Source organism: Desulfurivibrio nitratireducens (genome assembly GCF_044068515.1).
Lineage (GTDB): Bacteria > Desulfobacterota > Desulfobulbia > Desulfobulbales > Desulfurivibrionaceae > Desulfurivibrio.
Genome location: NZ_JBIPKI010000002.1, coordinates 31739 through 54696 on the forward strand (window position 1 = coordinate 31739; position 22958 = coordinate 54696).

Genomic DNA, 22958 nt, shown 5'->3' on the forward strand with positions numbered 1-22958 from the left:
CGCCAAGTCCGTCAGGCGAACCCTGGCGGGATTGACAGCCTGAAGGACTTTTGCTGATGAGTCAGAAATTAAAAATCCTGGTAGTGGATGACGACCTTAACCTCCGGAAAACGCTGGCCGACATCCTCCAGATCAAGGGCTATGAAGCGGTTATGACCGCCAATGGGGCGGAGGCCGTGGCGGCGGCGGAACGGGAGGAATTCAGCCTGGCCCTGATCGACCTGATGCTGCCGGATATGGACGGGCTGGAAGTGATGGCCCGCATCAAGGCCATGGCGCCGTTGACCGAGGCCATCATTCTGACCGGTTACGCCTCCATCGATACTGCCATTGAAGCCACCGGCCAGGGGGCGTTTTCCTACCTGCTCAAGCCCTATCAGGTCGGTGATCTGCTGCTGAAGATCAAACGCGGCATCGAGCGTCACCAGGCCCAGGAAGAGATCATGCGCCTGGCCTCATTCCCCGAATTGCATCCCAGCCCGGTGATCGAAGTTGACTGCGCCGGCAAAGTCACCTATGCCAATCCGGCCGCCGAGAAACTTTTCCCCGGCCTGGTCTCCCAGGGCTGGTCGCACCCTTTGCTGCATGGATTGGCGGAGTTTGTCGCGCTGCGACAAAGCAGGCAGCAGACCCACGCAATCTCTGAAGTCGAGGTTGGACCGGCAATTTACGAACTGCATACCCATTACATCAAGAGACTCGAGCTGCTCCGGGTTTATGCCCGGGATATTACCCAGCGCAAGCTGGCCGAAAAAGAAATCTATCTGCTGGCCACCACCGACAGCCTGACCGGCCTCATCAACCGCCGGGAGTTTGCCGCGATTCTGGCCCGGGAATTGGAGCGGGCCAAGAGGTATGATACCCCTCTGGCCCTGGCGATGTACGATCTTGATTTTTTTAAGCGGGTGAACGACACTTTTGGCCATGACGTGGGCGATTATGTCTTGCAGGAGGTTGCCGGGCTGGTAAAAAAAAACCTGCGCCGGGTGGATGTCGTTGCGCGCTGGGGCGGCGAAGAGTTCATGGTGCTGATGCCGGAAACCAGCCTGGCCACCGCCGGCGGGGTGACCGAAAAGCTGCGGCAGATCATCGCCGGCCATCACTTTGCCAACGTTGGCAAGCTGACGGCCAGTTTCGGGGTCACCGTCTTTGATCCCCAGGATGATTTGGATGGCCTGTTGAAGAGAGTGGATGATTTGCTCTACCGGGCCAAAGAGCAGGGCCGGAACCGGGTCGAAATCCAGGCCCCGGGTCGCTGATCGCCGGCGGCCGGCCCGGCCTGCCGGGGCCCTCGGCGGGAGAGGAGCGGGGCACTTTCCCCGAAGCTTCTCCATGGGCCAGAGAGGGCCGGATTGCGGGATCACCGAGCGACACCGAGGGCCCTGGATCTCGGTCAGACCCGGATCATGCCGCCGTTAGCGGCAGCGATAACAAGGAGTTCGCCCATGTCCCCTGACCATGCTCCCGTCTCCGCCGGGTCGGCAAGCGGATTCGCCGTCCTGGTTGCAATGCTGGCAATGCTTGCCGGCGGCATGGTCCTGCTCGGCTGGGTTTTTGACCTTGCCGCCCTGCAGGAGCGCCTGCCCGAGTCGGTTATCGGGCAGGCGCCCGCCACCATTTGCCTTATGCTGCTGGGGATCGCCCTGCTGGTGACGGTCCGCTTGCCCGCCGGCTTTCGTCTCCTGGCCCGGTTTGCTGCCCTGCTGGTCGGCCTATTCGCTCTGTTGAACCTGGCTGAATATCTGGCGGGAGGCCGTTTCGGCCTGGAGCAGTGGCTGCCGGGCGAGCCGGCTGCTTCCCTAGGCAGGCCCGCTTGGGAGCTGCTGAGGCCGGAGACCGCTTTGGGCTTCGTCCTGCTGGCAGTGGCCCTGGGCTTTGCCGGCTATCCGGAGAAGAACCGCCGGGTCATGCTCGCCGCTGAGATCAGCGCCCTGCTGGCGGTTCTGCTCGCCTTGGGGGCGGGGCTCTCTTCTCCCGCGCCGTGGTTCTGGACCGGGGGGTGGCCAGGCCTCGCCATCACGGTCCTGCATCCGTTGGGTCTGTTGGTCTTGCTGGGTTTGGCCGTCATGGCCATAAGCTGGCAGCAGGAATTGCTGCCCTGGTCGCTGAGCCGGGCAACCACGGCGGCCGGAGCGGGCGGCCTGATTCTGCTGGTTCTGCTCGGCTTGGGCGCCAACCTGAGCTTGTCCCGCCAGGACCAACTGAACCGCGAAACCATGGGGCAGCTTGCCGGCCTGCTCAACCACTTTGAGCAGGCATCCCCGCCGCTGACCGACGCGCAGCAATCATTCAGCGTTCTGGCAAGCCGGCAAGCAGCCGGGGCGCCCCGGTTCCTCTATGCCGTCATCGCGGCCGGGACACTGCTCGGTCTGCTGGTTGGCCTAACCTTGATCTTCAGGCTCAACCTGGTCGCCACCGCCCGCAGAGAAGCGGAGAGGTTGCTGCATCTTAGCGAACAACGGCTCAGTCTGGCCCTGGAGCCGGGTCGAACCGGCGTCTGGGATCTGGACCTTAAACGCGATACCGCCTGGCGCACCCCGCAGCATGACCGGATTTTTGGTTATGACTCACCGCAGCCGGCCTGGAGCCGGGCCACGACCTTGCGACATCTGGCTCCCGAGGACCGCGACCGGTTCGGCCGCTGCTTTGCCGAGGCCCTGCGTACCGGCCGCCTCGAGTGCGAAAGCCGGATTGTCCGGCCGGACCAGAGCCGGGGCTGGATTCTGTTTCAGGGGCAAACCCTGCGCGATCAGCAGGAAAGACCGCTGCGGCTACTGGGCACGGTCAGCGACATCACCGCCCGCAAAACCGCGACAGAAACCCTGCGCGCCCGGGAAGCTCAGTTCCGTTCCCTGGTCGACTCCTTGCCGCAGCTCGTCTGGATCGCCCGTCCGGATGGCCGCAACATCCATTGCAACCAACAATGGCTGGATTACACCGGACTAAGTCATGCCGAGAGCCTGGGGAAGGGATGGACCAAGGCGTTCCACCCCGATGATCGGACCCAGGCTCTGACCGTCTGGCAGCAGGCGCAGGTGAGCGGCGGCGTATACTCCGTCACCTGCCGCTTGCGCCGGGCGGACGGGGTTTACCGCTGGTGGCTGGTAAGGGGCGCGCCCCAGCAGGACGCCGCCGGCAATATCGTAAGATGGCTGGGGACCTGCACCGATATTCATGACCTCAAGGTCGCGGAACTGGAGCTTGCCCGGCTTAACCAGTCGCTCCGGGAAAGCGAACGGCGTTTTACCGATCTGTTGGGAAACGTGGAGATGGTTTCCATAATGCTCGACCGTGAAGCACGGATCACCTATTGCAACGACTATCTGCTCCGCCTGACCGGTTGGCAGCCCGGTGAGGTCATCGGCAAAAACTGGTTCAAACTTTTTGTATCGCCCGAGCTGGCCGATCTGGAAGCGCCTTTTTTCGAAGCCCTTTTAGCCGATTCCCCCGAAGCATGGCATCACGAGAACGAGATTCTCACCCGGGCGGGCGCACGGCGGGTCATCCACTGGAACAATTCGGTGCTGCGGTCGGCGGACGGCGAGGTGATCGGTACCGCCAGCATCGGGGAGGACATTACCGAACGCAAAAAGATGGAAACCGAGCTGCAGCAACTCAACAAGGAACTGGAAAACCGCATAGCCGCCCGCACCGCCGCCCTGGAGCAGGCCCGCCGCGAAGCCGAAGAGGCCAACCGGGCCAAGTCTCAATTCCTCGCCACCATGAGTCACGAGATTCGCACTCCGATGAACGGGGTGATCGGCATGATCGATGTTCTGCAGCAGAGCAGCCTAACGGGCTCGCAGATGGAGATGGCCAACATCATCCACGATTCCGCCCATGCCCTGCTCGCCATTATCGACGACATTCTCGATTTTTCCAAAATCGAGGCCGGCAAGTTCCAGATCGACAACGTGACCATGTCGGTCGCCGGAGTGGCGGAGGCGGCCTGTGGCGCCCTGGATCACATGGCCGCCAAGAAAGGGGTCGAGCTGATGCTCTTCGTTGATCCGACCATTCCCGCGGCGGTCATCGGCGACCCGGGACGCCTGCGCCAGGTGCTGATCAACCTGGCCGGCAACGCCATCAAGTTTTCCAGCGGCCAGCCGCGGCAGGGCAAAGTGTCGGTCCGGATTCTGCCTGGTGCCGGCGGGCCGGACCAGGTTACCCTGGAGTTGCGGGTGAGCGACAACGGTATCGGCATGGACCGGGAACACCAGGCTTGCCTGTTCACCCCTTTTTCCCAGGCGGATTCTTCCATCTGCCGGCAGTTCGGGGGCACCGGCCTGGGCCTGGCCATCACCCGGCACCTGGTCAGGATGATGGGCGGTGAAATCAGCGTGCAGAGCGCACCGGGCCAAGGCTCGGTCTTCAGCCTGCGCCTGCCGTTCAAACTGGCCCCGGAAGCCGCCGCAGGACCAGCAGGTCGCGAGGAAGCCGAACCGGTCGCCGGATTACCCTGTCTGGTGGTGGGCGATCCGGCGGGCCTGGCCGATGATATTGCCGCTTACCTGGTCCACGCCGGCGCCGAGGTCGAGCGGGGGGAGGATCTGGCGGCGATCAAGCCATGGCTGACCGGCCGATCTCCCGGCCTGGGCATCGTGCTCATCGATACCCCCAATGAAAACCCGCTCCTGGAGGTCCTGCGGGCCGCCGCCGGGGGCCGGCCGGACCGGGACACCAGGTTCGTCGTCATCCGCCGGGGGCGGCGCCGGGAGCCCCGGCTGGCGGATGCCGACCTGGTCCTGGTGGACGGCAATATCCTGAGCCGGCAGGCATTGCTCAAGGCGGTGGCAGCCGCCGCCGGCCGGGCGAATATATCCGAAGGGCCCCCCGTGTCCGGTCCGCCCAGGACCACGGGTGCCAAAGGGGGCGTTGCCCCGCCGTCCCGCGCGGAGGCGCGCCGCCAGGGCCGTCTGATCCTGGTTGTCGAAGACAACGAGATCAACCAGAAAGTCGTTCTGCAGCAGCTTGCCCTGCTCGGCTATACCGCGGATATTGCCGGCAACGGCCAGGCGGCCCTGGAAATGTGGCAAAACGGCGATTACGCCCTCCTGCTTACCGATCTGCACATGCCGAAGATGGACGGCTACGCCCTGACGGCCGCCATCCGTGCCGCTGAAGGCCCGGCTCGCATCCCGATCATTGCCTTCAGCGCCAATGCCCTCAAGGGTGAGGCCGAGCACTGTCTGGAGGCAGGCATGGACGACTATCTGGGCAAGCCGGTCCAGCTGGGCCAACTCCAGGGAATGCTAGCCAAGTGGTTGCCGGCCGCCGTTGGCCCCGGGCCGGTTGCAGAGGCCCCGGCGGCGGCCGAAACAGCCCCGGCGCCGCCAGCGGTCCCGGTGGATGTTAAGGTACTCAAAGCCCTGGTCGGTGACGATGAGGAGATAGTTAATGATTTCCTGGCCGAATTCCGCAACAGTGCGCTCAGCACCGCTGCCGAACTGGGCGCCGCCTGCCGGGCGGGTCAGGCCGCGGCGGCCGGGGCCTTGGCCCACAAGTTGAAGTCTTCGGCCCGTTCGGTGGGAGCCCTGGCGCTGGGTGAACTGTGCGCCGCGCTGGAGCAGGCGGGCAGGAGTGGCGACAGCGCGGCCCTGGCCGACCTGGTGCCCCGGTTCGAGGCGGAAATGGCCGCGGTGGACAGGTATCTCACCTCATTCGGAGCCCGCCCAAGTCGCTGATCCTGAGCGCTGAAAGGCGCCGGGACGCAAGGTTGAGCAACGGAACCAGCGCCCATCGGTTACCATGAGGCCCTTGCCAGGCCCGCGGAAGCGGATTGAGGCCCAAAACTAATCAGACTGGACAACCCAGGAGTTAAATATGATCAAAATTAGCACCGTTACCAAGATCTCAGGCAAAAGCGACACCCTGGTTTGCCTGGTCCGCGGCGCTTCCGTTCCCCGGATCGGCCCCGACCTCGATCGTCAGTTGGCGGCGTTGATTGAGCAGGCCCGGCTCAGCGGGGATTTCGAGGGCAAAAAGGGCCAAGTATTGATCGCCTATCCGGCGGCGGGAAAAGGGCCGGCCAGCCAGGTCCGGCGCTTGCTGGTGGTCGGCCTGGGTCCGGCCGCAATTGATCGGGAAGGGTGGCGCCAGGCCGGGGGAGCAGTGGCGGGCCAGCTCCTCAAAACCAGGGCCGAGGAGGCGACGATCGTGGTTCCGGACCTGGAAGGGGCCGAAGCTCTGACCCCCGTTGCCGCGGGCGCCCTGGCCGAAGGTCTGTTGCTGGGCTCCTATCGCTTCCGCAAATATCGAAGCAGCGGCGCGGCTAAACCGGAAACCGAGCCGGAAGAAAACAGCGAGGAGCGGGAGCCGCTTTTACGCCGGGTCTCTATTGCCGGCCCCCGGGGCATCGCTGGTGCCGTGGACCAGGCGACAGCTCTGGCGGCGGCGGTCTGGACGGCCCGGGACATGGCCAACGAGCCGGGCAATGGTTGGACGCCGGACGATTTCGCCGCTTACGGGCGGCAACTGGCTCGGCAATATAATCTCAAGGCCACGATCATCGACCGGGCGGCCATGGCCAGGCTGGGCATGGGCGGAATTCTGGCGGTCAACCAGGGGTCGGCCCGGCCGCCTCGTCTGGTGATCCTGGAATACCGGGCCGAGACGGCACGTTCCGGTCGGCGCGACCGCAAATCCGATTCCCCGGGCAAGGTTCCGACCCTGTTGCTGGTGGGCAAGGGGCTGACCTTCGATTCCGGCGGCATTTCGCTGAAGCCCAGCAGCGGCATGGAGGAAATGAAGTACGACATGTGCGGCGGGGCCGCGGTGCTGGCGGCCATGGCGGTGATCGGGCGGGAAAAACCTGAAGGAATCAACGTGGTGGCCATGGTGCCGGCCACCGAGAACCTGCCGGGGCCGGCGGCCCTCAAGCCGGGAGACATCATTCGCCAGTACGGCGGCAAGAGCGTTGAGGTGATCAACACCGACGCCGAGGGCCGGCTGATCCTGGCCGACGCCCTGGCCTACGGAGTGGAAAAGTTCGAGCCGGCGGCGGTGATCGATCTGGCCACCTTGACCGGGGCGGTTATCATCGGCCTGGGGCATCACTACGCCGGTTTGCTGGGCAACGATGACGGTCTGTGCGCCCGGGTCCAAGCGGCGGGCGAGGAGGCCGGGGAACCCCTGTGGCGGTTGCCCCTGGGACCGGAATACCGTAAACAGCTCAAGTCCAAGGTCGCCGACCTCAAAAACGTCGACAAGCGTGATGCCGGGACCATCCTGGCGGCGGAGTTTCTGCAGGAATTTGTCGGCGATACCCCTTGGGTCCACCTGGACATTGCGGGAACAGCCTGGAATTTTACGGAAAAATCATATGTGCCCAAAGGGCCGTCGGGATTCGGGGTCCGGACCCTGGTGGAACTGATTCGCCAGTGGAGCCAACCGGCCGGCAAGCCCTGAGTGGCCCGGCAGACTATCCTGCTCCGGCCGAGCCGGTTATGGCCCGGCCGGCGGATCCTGTTTAGGCGATAGCGTCCGCTGGTGGGGAAGAGAGCTAGCGCTTTATCCCATGTTTCTGCATGACCCGGTAAAGCTGGGATCGGGAAAGGCCTGAGATGGCAGCGGCCTTGGTCATGTCGCGGTCAACAAAGTTCAACAGGTCGATGAGGTATTGCTGTTCGGCCCGGTTCAAGGTTTCTGTCCGAACTTGCTGCAGCGGGAGCGGCTGGACCGCGCCGGATTCGTTGACCCTTACCCGGGCTGGGGCCGAATTGACCGCGGGCAATGATTCCGATTCTCCGCTTACCTGCTTGAATTTGGCTCCGGCCCGGATATCGGCCGGCAAATGCATGGAAAAGAGGGTGGGTTCATTCTTGGCCTGGACAAATGATGACCCCACCGCGTTGAAGAGCTCCCGGACATTGCCGGGCCAGTCGTAGCCCCGCAGGGTTTCCACGAAACCCGGGCAGAGCCCCTTAATGGGAACGCGATAATGCTTGCTGAGCTTGGCGAGCTGGGCCAGGGTCAGTTCGATGACGTCATCATCGCGTTCCCGCAGAGGAGGCAGGGGGATGGCAAAGCCCCGCAGGCGGTAGAGCAGATCCTGGCGGAACCTGCCGGCGGCGGCCATTGCCTCGAGATTGCGATTGGTGGCGGCCACTACCCGGAAACTGCTTTCCACTTCATGGGAGCTGCCGATGGGGCGGAAACGCTGTTCCTGGAGGACTCTTAACAGACTTTTTTGGGCATCCAGGGGCAACTCCCCAACCTCGTCGAGAAACAGGGTGCCCCGGTGGGCCTGGTGGAACAGCCCTTCCCGGGCTTTTTCGGCCCCGGTAAAAGTGCCTTTTTCATGGCCGAAGAGAATGCTTTCGACCAGGGTGATGGGCAGGGCGGCGCAATCCACCACCACGAAGTTCTCTTCCGCCCGGTCACTGTTGGTGTGAATCGCCCGGGCGAAAAGCTCCTTGCCGGTGCCGGTTTCACCGGTGATCAGCACTCCCGCTCCGGTGCCGGCCGCCTTGGCCACCAGGTCCAGGCAGGCCAGCATTTTCGGGCTGTTGCCGATTATTTCGGAACGGCGCAGGGCTTGGGCCGGCTTCTGGCTTTCCTTTTCTTCCCGGTACTGCAGGGCTCGGGTCAGGGGCAGCAGCACCGCCTGCATGGAGAGGGGTTTGCACACATAATCCCAGGCATCGCTTTTCATCGCCAGGGCGGCGTTGTCGGGGCTGCCTTCACCGGTGATGATAATGACTTCCGGCCGAGAAGGGGCCTGCCGCAATTCGCTCACCGCATTCATTCCGCTGCCGTCGGGCAGGTTGATATCCAGAAACACCAGGTCAAAGGGGGCGGCGGCGTTTTGGGCCAACCCGTCGCCCAGGGTCAGGGCGCTCTCGGTCTGATGCCCCTGGGAGTTGACCAGGGTCTTTAGGGTCTCGCAGATCATTTTGTCATCGTCAATTACAAGAATTCTGGCCATTTTTTGGTTTTCTCCCGCCGGGCTTGCGATTCCTGGTGTTTCGGGGTGATCTTACTTTTTTCGTTGATAGCGGTATTGCTCGTCCCCAGGAGCCTGCGGCAATTGGTTCTCATCCAGGGTTCGGCGGATCACGACGGCCAGGTCATTCATCTTGAATGGCTTGGTTACATAAGCCGCAACCCCCATTTCCCGGCAGGCGGCTTCATCCGCCGGGCCCATGAAACCGGTGCAAATGATGACCGGCATAAGCGGTTTGATCCGCTTCACTTCCCGGGCCAGTTCGCCGCCGTCAAGGCCCGGCATGTTGTAGTCGGTGATCAGCAGATCACAGCCCGCCGGGTTGGCGCGAATGATTTCCAAGGCGGCAACGGCGCTGGTGCTGGTGTCGACCCGGTACCCAAGGCGGCCGAGCATGGGAGCAAAGGCATCCACCACCGGCAACTCGTCATCGACGAAAAGAATGCGTTCCCGGCCGCCGGGCAAGGTCGCCAGTTTTGCGGCGATGCCAGCCTCCCGGTCATGATCGGCGATTTCGGGCAGCCGGATTTCGAAGCTTGTTCCCCGCTCCGGCTCACTGTAAACCGTGATGGTGCCGCGGTGTTTGGTGATGATGCCGTGGACCACGGCCAGTCCCATGCCCGAGCCTTCCCCCTTGTTCTTGGTGGTGAAGAAAGGGTCGAAGATCCGGTCGATGTTTTCCGGGGGGATACCCGGACCGGTGTCGCTGATCACCAGCTTGAGCCAGCTTTTTTCCCCGGCTTCAAGGAGGGACAGGGTGGGGGGAGGGTCTGCGGCGGTCAGGCTGAGATCGAGGCGGCCGCCCGTTTCCTGCATGGCGTGGGCGGCGTTGAGGGCCAGGTTCATGATAACCTGAAGCATTTGGGTGGGATCGGCGGCCACCAGATCGTTTTCCGCCTGTTGCCGGTAGGCCATTTCAATGCTTGGGGCGATGGTGGAACGGAGGAGTTGCAACGCCTCCTTGATCACCGGTCCCAGGCGGATCGGACGGGGTTCATGGCGGCCCTGGCTTTTGAACTCGAGAATCTGGCGAATCAGGCCGGTGGCTCGTTCGGCGGCCTGTTCGATCTGGAGCAGGTTTTGCCGGATGGCCGGGGGGGAATCCGGCTCCAGAAGGGCCATCTGGGAATGGATAATGATCGGCGTGAGGATATTGTTGAAATCGTGGGCGATTCCTCCGGCCAGGATCCCCAGGGCCTCCATCTTGCGGGCCTGGAAGAGCTGGGTTTCCATCTGCTGGCGTTCGGCGTTGAGCAGGGCCTGAGCGGCGAGGGTGGAGAAATTTTCCGCCAGCCGTTGATGGTTGCGGCTGAAAAAGCTGGGGCGGGAATGGGTGCAGACCAGGATTGCAGCCTGCTGACCGCCGCGGAGCGGTACATGGAGGGCCGATTTGACCAGGTCCAGGATTTCCGCCGGCTGTTGCTGCCATTCCTCGATCAGGCCAACGTTGAAAACCGTAGCGGGATGACCTTCGAGTACCCGGTTGAACATGGCCCGGGGAGTCCAGCGGCCGGCCAGAAAAGCATCGCTGGTGCTGACGGTGGACATCAGGGAGCCGTCAAGGCGGCGCATCAGCACGAAAGCCTCCTCAAAGTTGAGGATCTCCCGCATCACCGCCAGCAGTTCCCGAAACATCCGGGAACTCTCCATGGGTTTGATCAAAACCCGCAGACCGGCCAGCAGGGCTTCCGTTTTACGCCGTTGGCGTTCCTCGTGGGCCCGGGCCTTGGCCAGATCGAGCAGCGCCTCGCGCAGAATTTCATCGTTGCCTGTCTGCATTGCCCGCATCGCTTGCCTTACCGAAAACTATCACGGATATCATTAAATTGGCGTGGCGATTTTCCCCGCCGGTAAAACAACCCTGTTCCCCGAAAGTGAACCCCCCCAGGAAGGGCTTGCCAGGCATCGCCCGGTTGAGTGAGCTTACCACCTCATCGATTCGTTCTTGCACCGTCAGCATGCAGCCGGCGCAGTAAACGACCAGGGCGCCGCTGATTTCCCCCGGGGTCAATCTGCCGGCCTCCATGGCCGAGCTGGCCACCCGGCCGGCCCGGGAGATCAGGGTCTCGATGGTGCCGCGCATCAGCACCACCTCTTCCCCGACCTTGATCCCGCTGAAAAGGCTCAGGCCGCCCCCGGGGACAACCATGGCGGGGTGGGCCAGGCTGAAGTAGGGAACCCCCCCGATCTCACCGACCATGCTTCCCAGCGGGTGGAGAGTGGTGGCGGCCAGCACCGAACCCTGGTCCGCCAGAGCATGGGCGATAATACCATCCCCCCATTGGTTGTAGACCTCCGCGGCCGGGCGCCGGTCGATCTCGGCAATTACCCTGCCGCCGCCCTTGGTAACCCGGCCGCGCTTGGCGGTGGGGCTGTAACCGCTATGAAAGGCGAAAGCCACCGTGACCGAGGGATAGAAAACCGTAACCACTACCCCGTCCCGCCAACGCTGCTCCGCGGTGATGATTTCCCAATCTCCCCGGACATCGTTGTCCGCCGCGCTGCCTCCCAGAATCGGCACCTCGGGGCCGAGAACGTCTTCGATGCCGGCGATGATTTCGTCCTCCCGGCCAGGAGTGGCTGAAATACGGATCAGATCGGGGGTTTCCCCCGGCCTGCCGGCATTATTAATTGCCGCCAGGACGGTGCGGGCGGTGTTTTCCCGCGGTGAGTCCGCCAACTCGCCGCCGCTTACTCCGTAGGCCCCGGCCGGATCGGCAAGCCCCAGCAAGGCCAGGCCCCGGCCGTCCTGGGATACTACCCCCTGTTCGGTCATGGCCCCCCGGCAGGAACTGGCCCCGTGAATCCGGCAGGAGGGGAATTCCTGCCGCAGAATTCGCCGCAGCTCTTGCCCGTCATAAAGTACCGACCAGTGGACAAAAATAAGGTCCGGTGGCCCGTCGAGCTTGCGCCGGAGATCATTACAGGCCGCCAGAGCCGCAGTCCGGGTGGAGGACTCGCTGCTGTGGGCGGTGGCGATTTTCATGGCAGCCTCTTTCTCGCGAGGGTCGGCTCAAGCCTTGGCCCTCGCCTAAACAGTTGACCGCGGGACCAAAAATCCGGTTCTCTGCGCGTAAGGCCGGGATTTCTCCCGGGTGTTGCTCTTTGGCTGGTGGTCGTCAAGCCGATTAAATGGGCGGCGGCACCAGTTCTAAGTTAGTTATCCTGACACATTCAGAATCATATCCGGTTCGATGTTGCCGGTAAACCGTATTTTGTGGTCAGGGGGCCCTAAATGACGCTGGAGACATAATTTGCCGGATCCAGGAGCGTTGGCCAACCGACGCCGACTCTGGTTTGGCCTGGCTAATAAAACCATACCTCGCCAGAATCAGCCCGGCAGGGCGGACGCTGGCTGAGGGAGGGAATCAGGGCCGGCGGGGCGGACTTCCGTGACCCCGCGGAAGCAAACCTCCTTCATGCCACTTTGTTCCATAATCGACCCGGCACCGGCAGGATGATTTCCTGGCTGTTTTTTCTTGAAAAATGTCGGTGCTCATGGCATATATGCCCTTGTCTCCCCATGGGGGAGAGCCAAACAAAAGCCAATCAAAATTAAAAAAACTGCGCCGGCAGCGGCGCCCCGATGGAGCTAAGGTATGCGGATAACGGTCAACGGTGAGACGCGGGATTTTCCCGGCGCTGAGATCAACGTCTCCACGGTCCTGGTGGAACAGAAAGTGGAATCTCCCGACATGGTGGCGGTCCAGGTCAACGGCGCTTTCGTTGACAAGGGCGATTTTGACAGCTTGCAGCTGCAGGATGGCGACAACGTCGAGTTCCTTTATTTTATGGGCGGCGGCGCGGAGGTCGGCAAGCCGGCATGAGCGGATTTTCCACCAGGGCCGTGCATGGCCCCGTCGGTGGCCCCGCCGGAGACCCCCACGGCTCCCTGCGGCCGCCGGTCTATGATACCGTCTCCTTTGCCTTCGCCAGCGCCGAAGATATCGCCGCCGCTTTCGCCGGCCGCAAAGCGGCTCATTCCTACTCGCGGATCACCAATCCCACCGTGGCCGAATTTGAAGCCCGGGTTCAGACCCTGGCCGGCGGCCGGGGGGTGATTGCCCTGGCCTCGGGGATGGCCGCGATTACCACCGCGATCATGGCCCTGGCCGGCGCCGGCACCAATATTGTCGCCGCCCGCTCCCTGTTCGGCAACACCACCTCGCTGCTGGCCCATACCCTGGCCCCCTGGGGCCTGGAGACCCGCTTTGTCGAGATGAGCGACCCGGAGGCGGTGGCGGCGGCCATCGACGACCGGACCCGGGCGGTTTTCTGCGAAAGCATCACCAACCCCCAGCTCGAGGTTACCGATATCGCGGCCCTGGCCGCCCTGACCAGAGAGCGGGGAGTGCCCCTGATCGTCGACAATACCGCCACCACCTTTTATCTCTGCCGGGCCGGGGAACTGGGAGCGGACATCGAGATCATCTCCGGCACCAAGTACCTGTCCGGCGGCGGTTCATCGGTGAGCGGGCTGATCATCGATCACGGCAGCTTCCCCTGGGCCCGTTCTCCCCGGCTGGCGGAGTTCGCCCAAGGTTTCGGCCCTTTTGCTTTCATGGTCGCCCTGCGCCGGGAGGTTTCCCGCAATATCGGGGCCTGTCTCGCCCCCCACAATGCCTATCTCCAGACCCTGGGCCTGGAAACTCTGGCCCTGCGGGTGGAAAAAAGCTGCCGGAACGCCCTGGAACTGGCCCGTTTCCTGCAGAGTCAGCCGGCGGCGAGGGCGGTCAATTATCCCGGTCTGGCGGAACATCCCTGCCATCGCCTGGCCGAGCGCCAATTTGCCGGGCGCTACGGCGGCATTCTCACCTTTGAACTGGAGGACCGGGAAAGCTGCTTCGCCTGCCTGAACAGGCTGCGCCTGATCAAGCGGGCGACCAATATCAATGACAACAAAACCCTGGCCATCCACCCGGCCTCCACCATCTTCACCGAGTTTTCCCCGGCTGAGCGGCAAGCCATGGGGGTGGGGGAGGGGATGATCAGGATTTCAACCGGCATCGAAGATCTCGCCGATCTGCAAGAGGATCTGGCCCAAGCCATCGGGAGCAAGTAAAATTATGGAATACTCGATCGAACAACTGGAACGTTACAGCAGGCATATCATTCTGCAGGAAGTGGGGGTGGAGGGGCAGGACAAAATCGCCGCCGCCCGGGTGCTGATTGTCGGCGCCGGCGGCCTGGGCTGTCCGGCGGCCCTTTACCTGGCCGCCGCCGGCATCGGCACCATCGGCATCGTTGACGGCGACACGGTCGATCTTTCCAACCTGCAGCGCCAGATCGCCCATCACACCAAGGATGTGGGGCGGGAGAAGGTGCTTTCGGCCGCGGAAAAGATGACCGCCATCAACCCCGATGTCCAGGTGCGGACCTATCAGATGCTGCTCTGCGCCGACAATATTCGCGACGTGATCCGGGAATATGATTTCGTTATCGACGGCACCGACAATTTCCCCACCAAGTTTCTGGTCAACGATGCCTGCGTGATGGAAAGTATCCCCTTTTCCCACGGCGGCATTCTCCGTTTCGACGGCCAGACCACGACCGTGGTGCCGGGCCAGTCGGCCTGCTATCGCTGCACCTTTCGCCAACCGCCCCCCCCCGATGCCGTTCCCACTTGCTCCCAGGCCGGAGTGCTGGGGGCCATCGCCGGTATGCTGGGAACCATTCAGGCCGCCGAGGCGCTGAAACACGCCACCGGCATCGGCCAGTTGCTCACCGATACCCTGCTCAGCTTCAATGCCCTCAACATGTCCTTCCGCCGGGTTCCGTTGCGCCGCCAGGAAAATTGTCCCATTTGCGGGACCGCGCCGACGATTACCGAACTGGTCGATTATCAGCAAACCGCTTGCGCCCTCAGGTAAAACGGCCGGCCCCCCGCTCCTGAACATTGCGGCCCGGGCCGCTGTTTGCCGGTTGCCGGGAGGCAAGTCTGGATGCAAAAACAGGGTTGATTCATGACTTTGAAAATCGAAGCAAAGGTCCTTACCGCGCTGCTGGAGCACGGCCGCCGCGAAATTCCCAACGAAGCCTGCGGTTACCTGGCCGCCCGGGAAGGGCTGGTCTGCCGGCACTTTGAACTCACCAATCAGGATGCCGCCCCCGATCATTTCACCATGAACCCGGCCGAACAGTTTGCCGCCATGCGGCAGATGCGGGAGGCGGGCCTGCAGGTGGCGGCGGTTTATCATACCCACCCCGAAACCCCGGCCCGGCCCTCGGAGGAAGATATCCGCCTGGCCCATGACCCAGGCATGGTTTATGTGATCGTCAGCCTGGTGCGGGGAGACGATCCGGTCCGGGCCTTCAAGATCAACCAGGGTAAAGTGCTTGAATTGCCCCTGGAGGTGGTGACGGCCTGAAAGCATGTCCCGGGCCGGATGCCGCCCGGCGGGAGCAAATGCACCGCTGCGCCTGACCGCAAGCCTAATAACAAGGGAGAAAACAACCATGAAAGCCGAAGGCGAAATAACCGCCACCAAGAACCTGCGAGGGGTCAATTGCCCGATGAACCTGGTTTACACCAAGGTCGCCATGGCCGGGCTCAAGCCGGGTGAGGTGCTGGAAATCATTCTCGATGACGGCCCGCCCATCAACAACGTGCCGGGCTCGGTGAAAAAAGAAGGCCATACCGTGCTTGCCCAAACCCAGTTGGAGGATGGCGCCTGGTCGGTCCTGGTTCGTAAAGCCGGCTGAACGTGATCAGTGCGTATCTGACCAATACTCTGGGGCTCGCCCTGGACGCCGCGCCCTGGTTGCTGCTGGGTCTGGCGGTGGCGGGGTTGATCAAGTCCTGGATTCCCGAACACCTTCTGGTGCGCTGGCTGGGAGGAACCGGATTGCTGGCGGTTTTTCGGGCCGCGCTGATCGGCGCCCCCTTGCCCCTTTGTTCCTGCGGAGCCATTCCCCTGGGCCTGGCCCTCCACCGGGGAGGGGCCTCCCGGGGGGCTACCACCGCCTTCATGGTGGGCACCCCCGGGGTGGGAGTGGACTCGGTGGCGCTAACCTATGCCCTGATGGGCCCCCTGATGGCCGTGATTCGGCCCTTGGCGGCAATTTTCAGCGCCGTGGTCAGTGGCCTGTTGGTGGGTTTGACCTCCGCTGACGGCCGTCCCGGCTCCGGGGAGGTAGCGCCACCAGCTCAAGATCGGCTCCCGGCCGCTCCTTCCTGTTCCGCTTCCTGTGGCTGTCGGGCGGCAGATGGGAGCGGTCCGGGTTTTTCCTCCCCCGCCGGTGAAAAAATCGTAGAGCAGGGGGGGGGAGCGGCGAGCGCGAGCGGGTGGAGTTCCATGCTTGCCGGCCTGCGCTATTCCTTCAGTGAAGTTTTGGATGATATTGCCTGGTGGCTGTTGCTGGGATTGGCCCTGGCCGGCTTACTGCTGACCTTGGTTCCTCCCGGCCTGCTGGCCCACTATGCCGCCGGTCCCGCCGCCATGCTGCTGATGGCGCTGATCGGGATTCCCATGTATCTCTGCGCCCAGGCCGCCACCCCGGTGGCGGCGGCCCTGATCATTGCCGGGGTTTCGCCGGGCACTGCCCTGGTCCTGCTTCTGGCCGGCCCGATTACCAGCATTGCCACCCTTTCCGTCTTCCGTAACGAGTTCGGCTCCCGGGCCATGCTGATTTATCTGGTCGGGGTAGCCGGCAGCGCCGTGTTCTGCGGCCTGGTTACCGATGCCCTGATCAGCGCTTTAGCCCTTGATCTTTCCGCCCAGATCGGCGCCGCCCGGGAGCTGCTGCCGGTGGCCCTTAAATATCCCGCCCTGATCATTTTGCTACTGCTGGCCATCCGGCCCCTCCGGCGCCGTTTTTTTTGATCGGTACCCAACACACCAGCGAAATCTTTAAATCCCGCCCCGCCAATTTTGAGCCCGTCCCCAGTTGGCTGCCAACATAACAGGCGTCCTTTCGCCTGTTTAACCGTTGCCGTCAAATAGGGGTTAATTTATCGAATACTTTATGTAAAATTATAATGAGCGGGAACCTTTTCTCGGGGAGCCGGGTCAGGTTATGTTAAGTCTGGATCTTGCTTGCCCGATTGGCGGCGCAGAATTTCCGGCCTGTTTGGTTGGCGGCAACTGCCGGGAGAACGGCCAGAAGAGCCGGCTGGCGGGATTGGGCCAGAAGTGAGACCGGGCCGAGCTTATTGCCGCCTTTCCCGGCCGATTAGCGGTTGACAGGCTGTCCGCTAATCATTAAGAAAAATAAACCTTTTTAATAAAAAACCCGGGGTTGCTGGAGAGCGCTTATCGCCGTTTGATCCGGCCAGTCTGGACCTAAGATCGGCCGCCACCGCTTAATCCCGCCCTGCCATAAGCGTTTCGGGGGCTTGCTCCCAAAGATCTCATCGCCGCTCTGGAGGTTACTGATGGTGACGAACAGCCGTGTGCTTCTGCTTCTGCTGGTGATGCTGGCCGCTCTGTTGCTGGCTGGTTGTGCCACCAGATCACCGGCCAGAACCAGCGATCTTTGCAGTATATTTGAAGAAAATCGGCGCTGGCACAAGCAGGCGCAGCGGGCCGAGAAAAGGTGGGACTCGCCGATTCCGGTGATGATGGCGATCATGCACCAGGAATCCCGCTTCCAGGCCCGGGCCAAGCCGCCCCGCAACCGAATCTTCGGGGTGATTCCCGCCTCCCGCCCGTCCAGTTCCTACGGATATTCCCAGGCCTTGCGGGGAACCTGGGACGAATACCGCCGCGAGAGCGGCAACACCCTGGCCCGGCGGAACCGGTTCGGGGATGCCATCGACTTTATCGGCTGGTACAACCATAAAAGCCAGCGGCGGAGCAATATCCGTCCAAACGACGCCTACAGCTTGTATCTCGCCTACCATGAAGGGCATGGGGGGTTTAATCGCCGCACCTACCAGAACAAGCCAGAGGTCAGGAATGTGGCCCGGAGGGTTGCGACCCAGGCCGAACGTTACGACCGCCAGTACAACCAATGCCGGAGCCGCCTGGAGCGACGCTGGTTTTTCTTTTAAAGGCAGAAGCAGCCCGCTCAAACCTTTTGCCTGGCGGTGTATGGTCCGATATTTCGGCATCGGCGTCATGGCCCGGCGCGGCAAGACGACGCTGCATAAACTCGCCATGCAAACCCCGCCGGTTTTTCCTCCCGCCTGACACGAAAAACCGACAGCCTGAAAGCGGCGGTTTTGCCGAGGGCCTGTTTTCCCCCCGGGGCCCAAAGCCGCCTGGTCAAGCTCTTCCTAATTATTCCTGGATCATATCTTATGTTTAAGCCCAGCCTTTGCCGGTTGTTGCTATGCGTGATACTGGTCGGTCAGCTTGGCTTAGCCGCTCCTGGCGGAGCGGAAGCCGGCCTCGAATCGACCATCGAATCCGTCAGGGCCAAGATCGAGGCGGTCAGTGACGGCAGCCTGGCCGAAAGCGAAAAAGGAGAGTTGCGGGAAAGCTATCAGAATACCTTAAGCTTTCTGCAACGCAGTCGGGACCTGAAGACTGAGCAGGCAGCCTTGCGTCAACAGGTCGAGGAGGCGCCCCAGCAACTCCGGGAGATTCAGCGCCTGCGGGAACGGATCAGTAAGCCGGACCCGGACCAACTGCGCAACACTTTCAACCGCCAGGATTTGGAGGAGCTGGAAGGGTTGCTGGAAGTCAAGGTTGAACGCATGTTCGCTTGGCAGAACGAGCTCACCGGCGTTAACAGTGAACTCATTGCCGCCCAGACCCGCCCTGAACGGACCCAGGCCAGGGTGTCGGCCAACCGGGACCGCGAACAGGCGGTTGAGGAAGAACTCCGGGCCTTGCTGCGTCAACCGGAGAGTCGGGTCCAGGAGGCCCGGCAGGAGATGCTCCGGGCCGAACGGCGGAGTTTGCAGAAAAGCAATGATCTGCTGAGCCAGCAACTGGCCGCCAACAGCACCTTACAGGAGCTGGCCGCCCAAAAAAGGGATTTGCTGAGCGCCCAGATCGCCGAGATTGATGCGAAAATATCGATCCTGCAGGACGTTATTAACGAAAAGCGGCGCAGCCTTTCCGAGCAAGCAGTCAGTGATGCCAGCGCCCAGGTGCTGTTGAACGGCAACCATCAACTGCTCCGCGAACAGGGTAGCCTGAACCGGGATCTCAGCGAGGAACTCCTGCGCACCACCAACTGGGTCGGCGAGCTGACCCGCAGAAACATCGAGACCAAGCAGCAGATTGACAGCCTGACCCAGATCGACCTGGCCCTGGAACAGCAAATCAGCGTGCTGGAAGGGAGCCTGCTTTTATCCCGGATTCTCCATCAACAAAAAAAGACCCTGCCGGCGGTGCGGATCGACAAGAGGGTGGCCGACCAGGTCGCCGATCTGCGGCTGCGCCAGTTCGAACTCAATGCTCTGCGGGATCAACTGACCAAGCCGGAAGCCTACCTGGGAGACCTGCTCGGCCATCTGCCTTCCGATCAGCAGGATAGCCTGCGGCCCGACATGGAGCAGCTCATCGCCAGTCGCGTTAATCTGGTGGAACAACTGGGCAACAATATCAACAACCTGCTCGCTCAGGCCGTGACCCTGCAACTCGGCCAGCGCCAGCTTCAGCAGTTAAGCCGTGAACTGCAGCAAACCATAGACAACCAGTTGTTCTGGGTCGCCAGCAACCGGCCCCTTGACCGGATCTGGTTGCTGGCCCTGCCGGACCAGCTGGTCAAGCAATGGCAAAGGCTGCAACCGCTGGAACAGCTTAAAATCCTGGGCGCTGCTCTGCCGGCCAAGTGGCCCTGGTTGATCCTGCTGGCTGTCCTGCTCGGCCTCCATATCCGCTGGCGCCCGGTTTTGCGCCGGCGGCTGCTGGCCATCAATGAAGATATCGATCAGTTTCCCCGCGACAGTGTCCGGCACACTCCCATGGCCATAGCACTGACGGCCCTGCTGGTCATCCCGGTGCCGGCGGTCCTGGCCGCTACCGGGATGGCGCTGAGTTCCGGCCAGGCCCCGGCCATGCCGGCCCTGGGCCATGGCTTGCTGCAGCTGGGGCTGGCCTGGTTGGTCCTGCACCTGCTCTATCTTTTTCTGGCGCCTCGCGACGGGATTGCCGTCAGGCATTTTCGCTGGGATGGCGAACTGGTGGAGCATCTCCAGCGCCTTACCGGCAAGCTGGCCGTGGTCATGCTGCCGCTGGTGCTGATTGTGGCCCTCAACGGCGCCAGTCCTGAACAGATGGGCGATGACGCATTGGGCCGGCTGCTGATGCTGGTCGGCATGATCCTGCTGGGCGCCCTGCTGGGTCGCATGATGTGGTGCAGTTTTCCCCTCTACCACTCTCGGATCCTGTATGCCGGAGCCATCATGCTGCTGACCATGCTGCCCTGGGTTCTGGCCGGCATGACTGCCTGGGGTTATCACTATACCTCGATCATGTTGGCCGAGCGCTTTATCGACACCCTATACCTTCTGTTCTTGTGGGTACTGCTGGAAGGAACCATGGTGCGCAATCTTAAAGTTGCCGGGCGTCGCTTGGCCTATCAACTGGCCTTGAGCAAAAACGAGGAGGAGCAAAGCCGGGATAACGGGAGCGGCGAGGTTCTCGTAGACCTTCCGGCCATGGACATCCAGCAGATCAATCAGCAGTCCCTGCGCCTGACCAAGCTCGGCATCATGGTGTTGTTCGGGGTTCTGGTCTATCTGACCTGGGCGGATCTGCTCAGTGCCGTGTCCTATCTGGAATCTTTTACCCTGTGGGAATACAACAGCGGCAGTGGCGAAAATCCGGCCCTGGTTGCGGTCAGTGCCGCCGATCTGCTGGTTGCCCTGGTAATTGTCGCCTTTACCGTCACCCTGGCCCGCAACCTCCCCGGACTGCTGGAGATTGTCGTGTTGTCACGGCTGCCGTTGAAGCGGGGCAGCAGTTATGCCATCACCACTCTGCTCAGTTACGGTATTATCAGTATCGGCTTCATCTTCGGCTTGTCTTTTCTGGGAGTTAGTTGGGAGAAATTGCAATGGCTGATTGCCGCCCTCGGCATCGGGCTGGGTTTCGGCCTCCAGGAAATTTTCGCCAACTTCGTTTCCGGGCTGATAATCCTGCTGGAGCGCCCGGTGCGGATCGGCGACGTGGTAACCATCGGCGACCTGTCCGGCACGGTGAACCGCATCCGGATCCGCGCCACCACCATCACCGATTTTGACCGCAAGGAAATCATCGTCCCCAACAAAACTTTTGTCACCGATCAGTTGATCAACTGGTCCCTGTCCGACAACGTGATCCGGGTGACCATCAGGCTTGGGGTGGCCTACGGAACGGATCTCGACCAGGTCCGGGAACTGCTGCTCCGGGTGGCCAGGAAAAATCCCCGGGTGCTCAAGGATCCTAAACCCACCGTTCTGTTCCTGAACTTCGGAGATAGTACCCTGGATCATGCGTTGTCGATTCATGTCTGCGAATTGTCCGAACGGAACCAGGTGATCGATGAAATCAACCGGGAAATAGAAAGGCTGTTCCAGGAAAATGGGATTGAAATCGCTTTCCGCCGGCTGGATATCAATATCCGCAATAGAGAGGGGGTTGAAAAAAAGCTGGTGGCCGGCAAGGCAGTAACCAGCTAGCTGGATATCAACAGAGCTGTCGCCGGCTGGGGAAGTGATTCCGCCTTGATCGGTCAGGCAGAGTGCCAGGAGGCTTGCAGGCCGGCAGGGTCCGGCCGGCTGGAGAAATCGGTGATTGATGCCGCTGTCGCCGATGGTTTTTATAAACCTTAAATCAGCAATTTCAAGAACCTTGACAAAAAACTGAACCTGGCTCTACACTGGTTTATCATCTCAATATTATCCCCCTGCAGGGGGGTTCTCCGGGTGATTGTCCCTGTCAGGCAGCTTGCTGAGCAAAACAAACTGAGGAGGTGGACCATGGACATCAAGAAACTAGCCCCGTGGAACTGGTTCCAGAAAGAGGAAGAGGCCGTCGGTGCCCCGGTGCCGCAACGCTATCGCGGCGGTGCCTGGGAGCATCCCGTCATGCATTTGCACCGGGAGATGGACCGGCTTTTCAGCGAGGCCTTCAAAGGTTTCGGCAGCCCGGCTTTTCCGACCATGCAGGGCCTGGAGAGCTTCCTGAAGCCCAAGCTTGATATCGTCGCCGGCGACAAGGACTATACCATCACGGTCGAGGTCCCGGGCGTCGATGAAAATGAGGTCAACGTCGAGATTGTTGATGATACGCTGGTGATCAGCGGGGAGAAGAAGCAGGAAAAGGAGGAGAAAGGAAAGGATTACCATCGGATGGAACGCTCTTACGGCTCGTTCCGCCGGATTCTTTCTCTGCCCGGTGATGCCGACCAACAGGCGGTCAAGGCCGCCTTCAAAAACGGGGTATTGACCCTGACCCTGCCCCGCAAGGCTCCCCGCAAGGCCGACGTTCGCCGCATCGAGGTTAAAAGCGGAGGCGGGGGCAAGAAAAAAGCTTAAATTTGATTACCCACCATCTTAGCTGGTTCTATCGTCGCCAGGCTAAACGGGACAAAAAAACCGCCTTTCCGGCCAGGGGAAAGGCGGTTTTTGCAGAGTTAGAAAGCAAGGCAGGACTTATTATTTTTTCTTGCTTTTGGCCGCTGCCCGCTTGGAGGCTTTCAAGGGATTGACCCTGACGGCGGCGGCGACGATTTCCGGTTTAACGTGGGTGGCGAAATTGCAAAAGCCGAGCCGCCATTTGGCGGCGGGAGCCACAAAGGTCCGGCAGAACTTGCTGGCTTCCACTTCCACGATCCGGCCGCAGCCTTCGCATTTATCGATGATTGCCTGAAACTGGCCGCTGCTGTATTTGCTGGTGTCGTCTTGCTGTGCCGCTGCCTTTGCCATAACTTTAACCTCCGAACAGATGGGGCGAGAAGTAATAAGATCAGTCTGATAAGCCGTGAAACGCGATTATATAAATGATCACCGGGGAGATGTCAACCAAAAGCGTTGCCTATCCGCAAATCACCGTTTACTTTCTTGTTTTTCCTTTTCTCATGGGCTATAAGGTGAAATGGCCGCACCCCCAGGCGCCATGGCGGGGGTGGGGCTGAA

At 61.8% G+C, this 22958-nt stretch carries 16 protein-coding genes; 12 read left to right on the forward strand and 4 right to left on the reverse strand.

The genetic code is table 11. The features are described 5' to 3' along the window. Nucleotides 1-56: 56 nt before the first annotated feature. From ACHHTY_RS01530 to ACHHTY_RS01540, 3 genes are all read left to right on the forward strand, one after another. A complete protein-coding gene (locus tag ACHHTY_RS01530; RefSeq protein ID WP_395492285.1) occupies nt 57-1259 on the forward strand; it encodes a diguanylate cyclase in 1203 nt (400 codons plus the stop codon). 186 nt (nt 1260-1445) lie between these two features. Next, the gene (locus ACHHTY_RS01535) at nt 1446-5684 is read left to right on the forward strand and encodes a PAS domain S-box protein (RefSeq protein WP_395492286.1); all 4239 of its coding nucleotides are present in this window, start codon (nt 1446-1448) and stop codon (nt 5682-5684) included. A gap of 139 nt (nt 5685-5823) precedes the next feature. After that, nucleotides 5824-7407: a leucyl aminopeptidase gene (locus ACHHTY_RS01540; protein ID WP_395492287.1), complete on the forward strand. Its 1584-nt coding sequence runs from the start codon at nt 5824-5826 to the stop codon at nt 7405-7407. Nucleotides 7408-7501: 94 nt separating this feature from the next. On the opposite strand, the gene ACHHTY_RS01545 is transcribed toward ACHHTY_RS01540, so the two are convergent. From ACHHTY_RS01545 to ACHHTY_RS01555, 3 genes are read right to left on the reverse strand one after another with little or no spacing between them, the layout of a single operon-like run. Then, the gene (locus ACHHTY_RS01545; protein ID WP_395492288.1) at nt 7502-8926 is read right to left on the reverse strand and encodes a sigma-54-dependent transcriptional regulator; all 1425 of its coding nucleotides are present in this window, start codon (nt 8924-8926) and stop codon (nt 7502-7504) included. A gap of 51 nt (nt 8927-8977) precedes the next feature. Beyond that, on the reverse strand, nt 8978-10723 hold the full coding sequence (locus tag ACHHTY_RS01550; RefSeq protein WP_395492289.1) for a hybrid sensor histidine kinase/response regulator: 1746 nt from the start codon (nt 10721-10723) through the stop codon (nt 8978-8980). Next, entirely contained in the window at nt 10704-11930 is a 1227-nt protein-coding gene (locus ACHHTY_RS01555) for an FIST signal transduction protein (protein WP_395492290.1), read from the reverse strand. Before ACHHTY_RS01555 ends, ACHHTY_RS01550 begins: the two co-directional genes overlap by 20 nt. 613 nt (nt 11931-12543) lie before the next feature. On the opposite strand from ACHHTY_RS01555, the gene thiS reads away from it, so the two are divergent. The 9 genes from thiS to ACHHTY_RS01600 all read left to right on the forward strand — a co-directional run bounded on the left by thiS (nt 12544) and on the right by ACHHTY_RS01600 (nt 22358). Beyond that, nucleotides 12544-12771, forward strand: coding sequence for a sulfur carrier protein ThiS (gene thiS / locus ACHHTY_RS01560; RefSeq protein ID WP_395492291.1), 228 nt, complete (start codon nt 12544-12546; stop codon nt 12769-12771). Next, on the forward strand, nt 12768-14006 hold the full coding sequence (locus ACHHTY_RS01565; protein ID WP_395492292.1) for an aminotransferase class I/II-fold pyridoxal phosphate-dependent enzyme: 1239 nt from the start codon (nt 12768-12770) through the stop codon (nt 14004-14006). The genes thiS and ACHHTY_RS01565 overlap by 4 nt, the downstream gene beginning before the upstream one ends. A 4-nt stretch (nt 14007-14010) precedes the next feature. Beyond that, nucleotides 14011-14814: a HesA/MoeB/ThiF family protein gene (locus ACHHTY_RS01570; protein ID WP_395492293.1), complete on the forward strand. Its 804-nt coding sequence runs from the start codon at nt 14011-14013 to the stop codon at nt 14812-14814. A 93-nt stretch (nt 14815-14907) separates the two neighbouring features. Then, a complete protein-coding gene (locus ACHHTY_RS01575) occupies nt 14908-15312 on the forward strand; it encodes a M67 family metallopeptidase (protein WP_395492294.1) in 405 nt (134 codons plus the stop codon). A gap of 88 nt (nt 15313-15400) precedes the next feature. Then, entirely contained in the window at nt 15401-15646 is a 246-nt protein-coding gene (locus ACHHTY_RS01580; RefSeq protein WP_395492295.1) for a sulfurtransferase TusA family protein, read from the forward strand. 2 nt (nt 15647-15648) lie between these two features. After that, nucleotides 15649-16767: an SO_0444 family Cu/Zn efflux transporter gene (locus ACHHTY_RS01585; protein WP_395492296.1), complete on the forward strand. Its 1119-nt coding sequence runs from the start codon at nt 15649-15651 to the stop codon at nt 16765-16767. A gap of 551 nt (nt 16768-17318) precedes the next feature. Beyond that, nucleotides 17319-17936: a transglycosylase SLT domain-containing protein gene (locus ACHHTY_RS01590; protein WP_395492297.1), complete on the forward strand. Its 618-nt coding sequence runs from the start codon at nt 17319-17321 to the stop codon at nt 17934-17936. Between the two features lie 249 nt (nt 17937-18185). After that, a complete protein-coding gene (gene mscK / locus ACHHTY_RS01595) occupies nt 18186-21500 on the forward strand; it encodes a mechanosensitive channel MscK (protein WP_395492298.1) in 3315 nt (1104 codons plus the stop codon). 300 nt (nt 21501-21800) lie between these two features. Continuing rightward, a complete protein-coding gene (locus ACHHTY_RS01600) occupies nt 21801-22358 on the forward strand; it encodes an Hsp20/alpha crystallin family protein (protein WP_395492299.1) in 558 nt (185 codons plus the stop codon). 120 nt (nt 22359-22478) lie between these two features. On the opposite strand, the gene ACHHTY_RS01605 is transcribed toward ACHHTY_RS01600, so the two are convergent. Continuing rightward, complete coding sequence (locus ACHHTY_RS01605; protein ID WP_395492400.1) at nt 22479-22784, reverse strand: PxxKW family cysteine-rich protein; 306 nt, start codon at nt 22782-22784, stop codon at nt 22479-22481. Nucleotides 22785-22958 lie beyond the last annotated feature (174 nt).

Excerpts from the sequence above, each read along its gene's own strand:
- ACHHTY_RS01530 (WP_395492285.1), top strand. The coding sequence starts at position 57 with ATGAGTCAGAAATTAAAAATCCTGGTAGTGGATGACGACCTTAACCTC.
- ACHHTY_RS01535 (WP_395492286.1), top strand. The coding sequence starts at position 1,446 with ATGTCCCCTGACCATGCTCCCGTCTCCGCCGGGTCGGCAAGCGGATTC.
- ACHHTY_RS01540 (WP_395492287.1), top strand. The coding sequence starts at position 5,824 with ATGATCAAAATTAGCACCGTTACCAAGATCTCAGGCAAAAGCGACACC.
- ACHHTY_RS01545 (WP_395492288.1), bottom strand. The coding sequence starts at position 8,926 with ATGGCCAGAATTCTTGTAATTGACGATGACAAAATGATCTGCGAGACC.
- ACHHTY_RS01550 (WP_395492289.1), bottom strand. The coding sequence starts at position 10,723 with ATGCAGACAGGCAACGATGAAATTCTGCGCGAGGCGCTGCTCGATCTG.
- ACHHTY_RS01555 (WP_395492290.1), bottom strand. The coding sequence starts at position 11,930 with ATGAAAATCGCCACCGCCCACAGCAGCGAGTCCTCCACCCGGACTGCG.
- thiS (WP_395492291.1), top strand. The coding sequence starts at position 12,544 with ATGCGGATAACGGTCAACGGTGAGACGCGGGATTTTCCCGGCGCTGAG.
- ACHHTY_RS01565 (WP_395492292.1), top strand. The coding sequence starts at position 12,768 with ATGAGCGGATTTTCCACCAGGGCCGTGCATGGCCCCGTCGGTGGCCCC.
- ACHHTY_RS01570 (WP_395492293.1), top strand. The coding sequence starts at position 14,011 with ATGGAATACTCGATCGAACAACTGGAACGTTACAGCAGGCATATCATT.
- ACHHTY_RS01575 (WP_395492294.1), top strand. The coding sequence starts at position 14,908 with ATGACTTTGAAAATCGAAGCAAAGGTCCTTACCGCGCTGCTGGAGCAC.
- ACHHTY_RS01580 (WP_395492295.1), top strand. The coding sequence starts at position 15,401 with ATGAAAGCCGAAGGCGAAATAACCGCCACCAAGAACCTGCGAGGGGTC.
- ACHHTY_RS01590 (WP_395492297.1), top strand. The coding sequence starts at position 17,319 with ATGGTGACGAACAGCCGTGTGCTTCTGCTTCTGCTGGTGATGCTGGCC.
- mscK (WP_395492298.1), top strand. The coding sequence starts at position 18,186 with ATGTTTAAGCCCAGCCTTTGCCGGTTGTTGCTATGCGTGATACTGGTC.
- ACHHTY_RS01600 (WP_395492299.1), top strand. The coding sequence starts at position 21,801 with ATGGACATCAAGAAACTAGCCCCGTGGAACTGGTTCCAGAAAGAGGAA.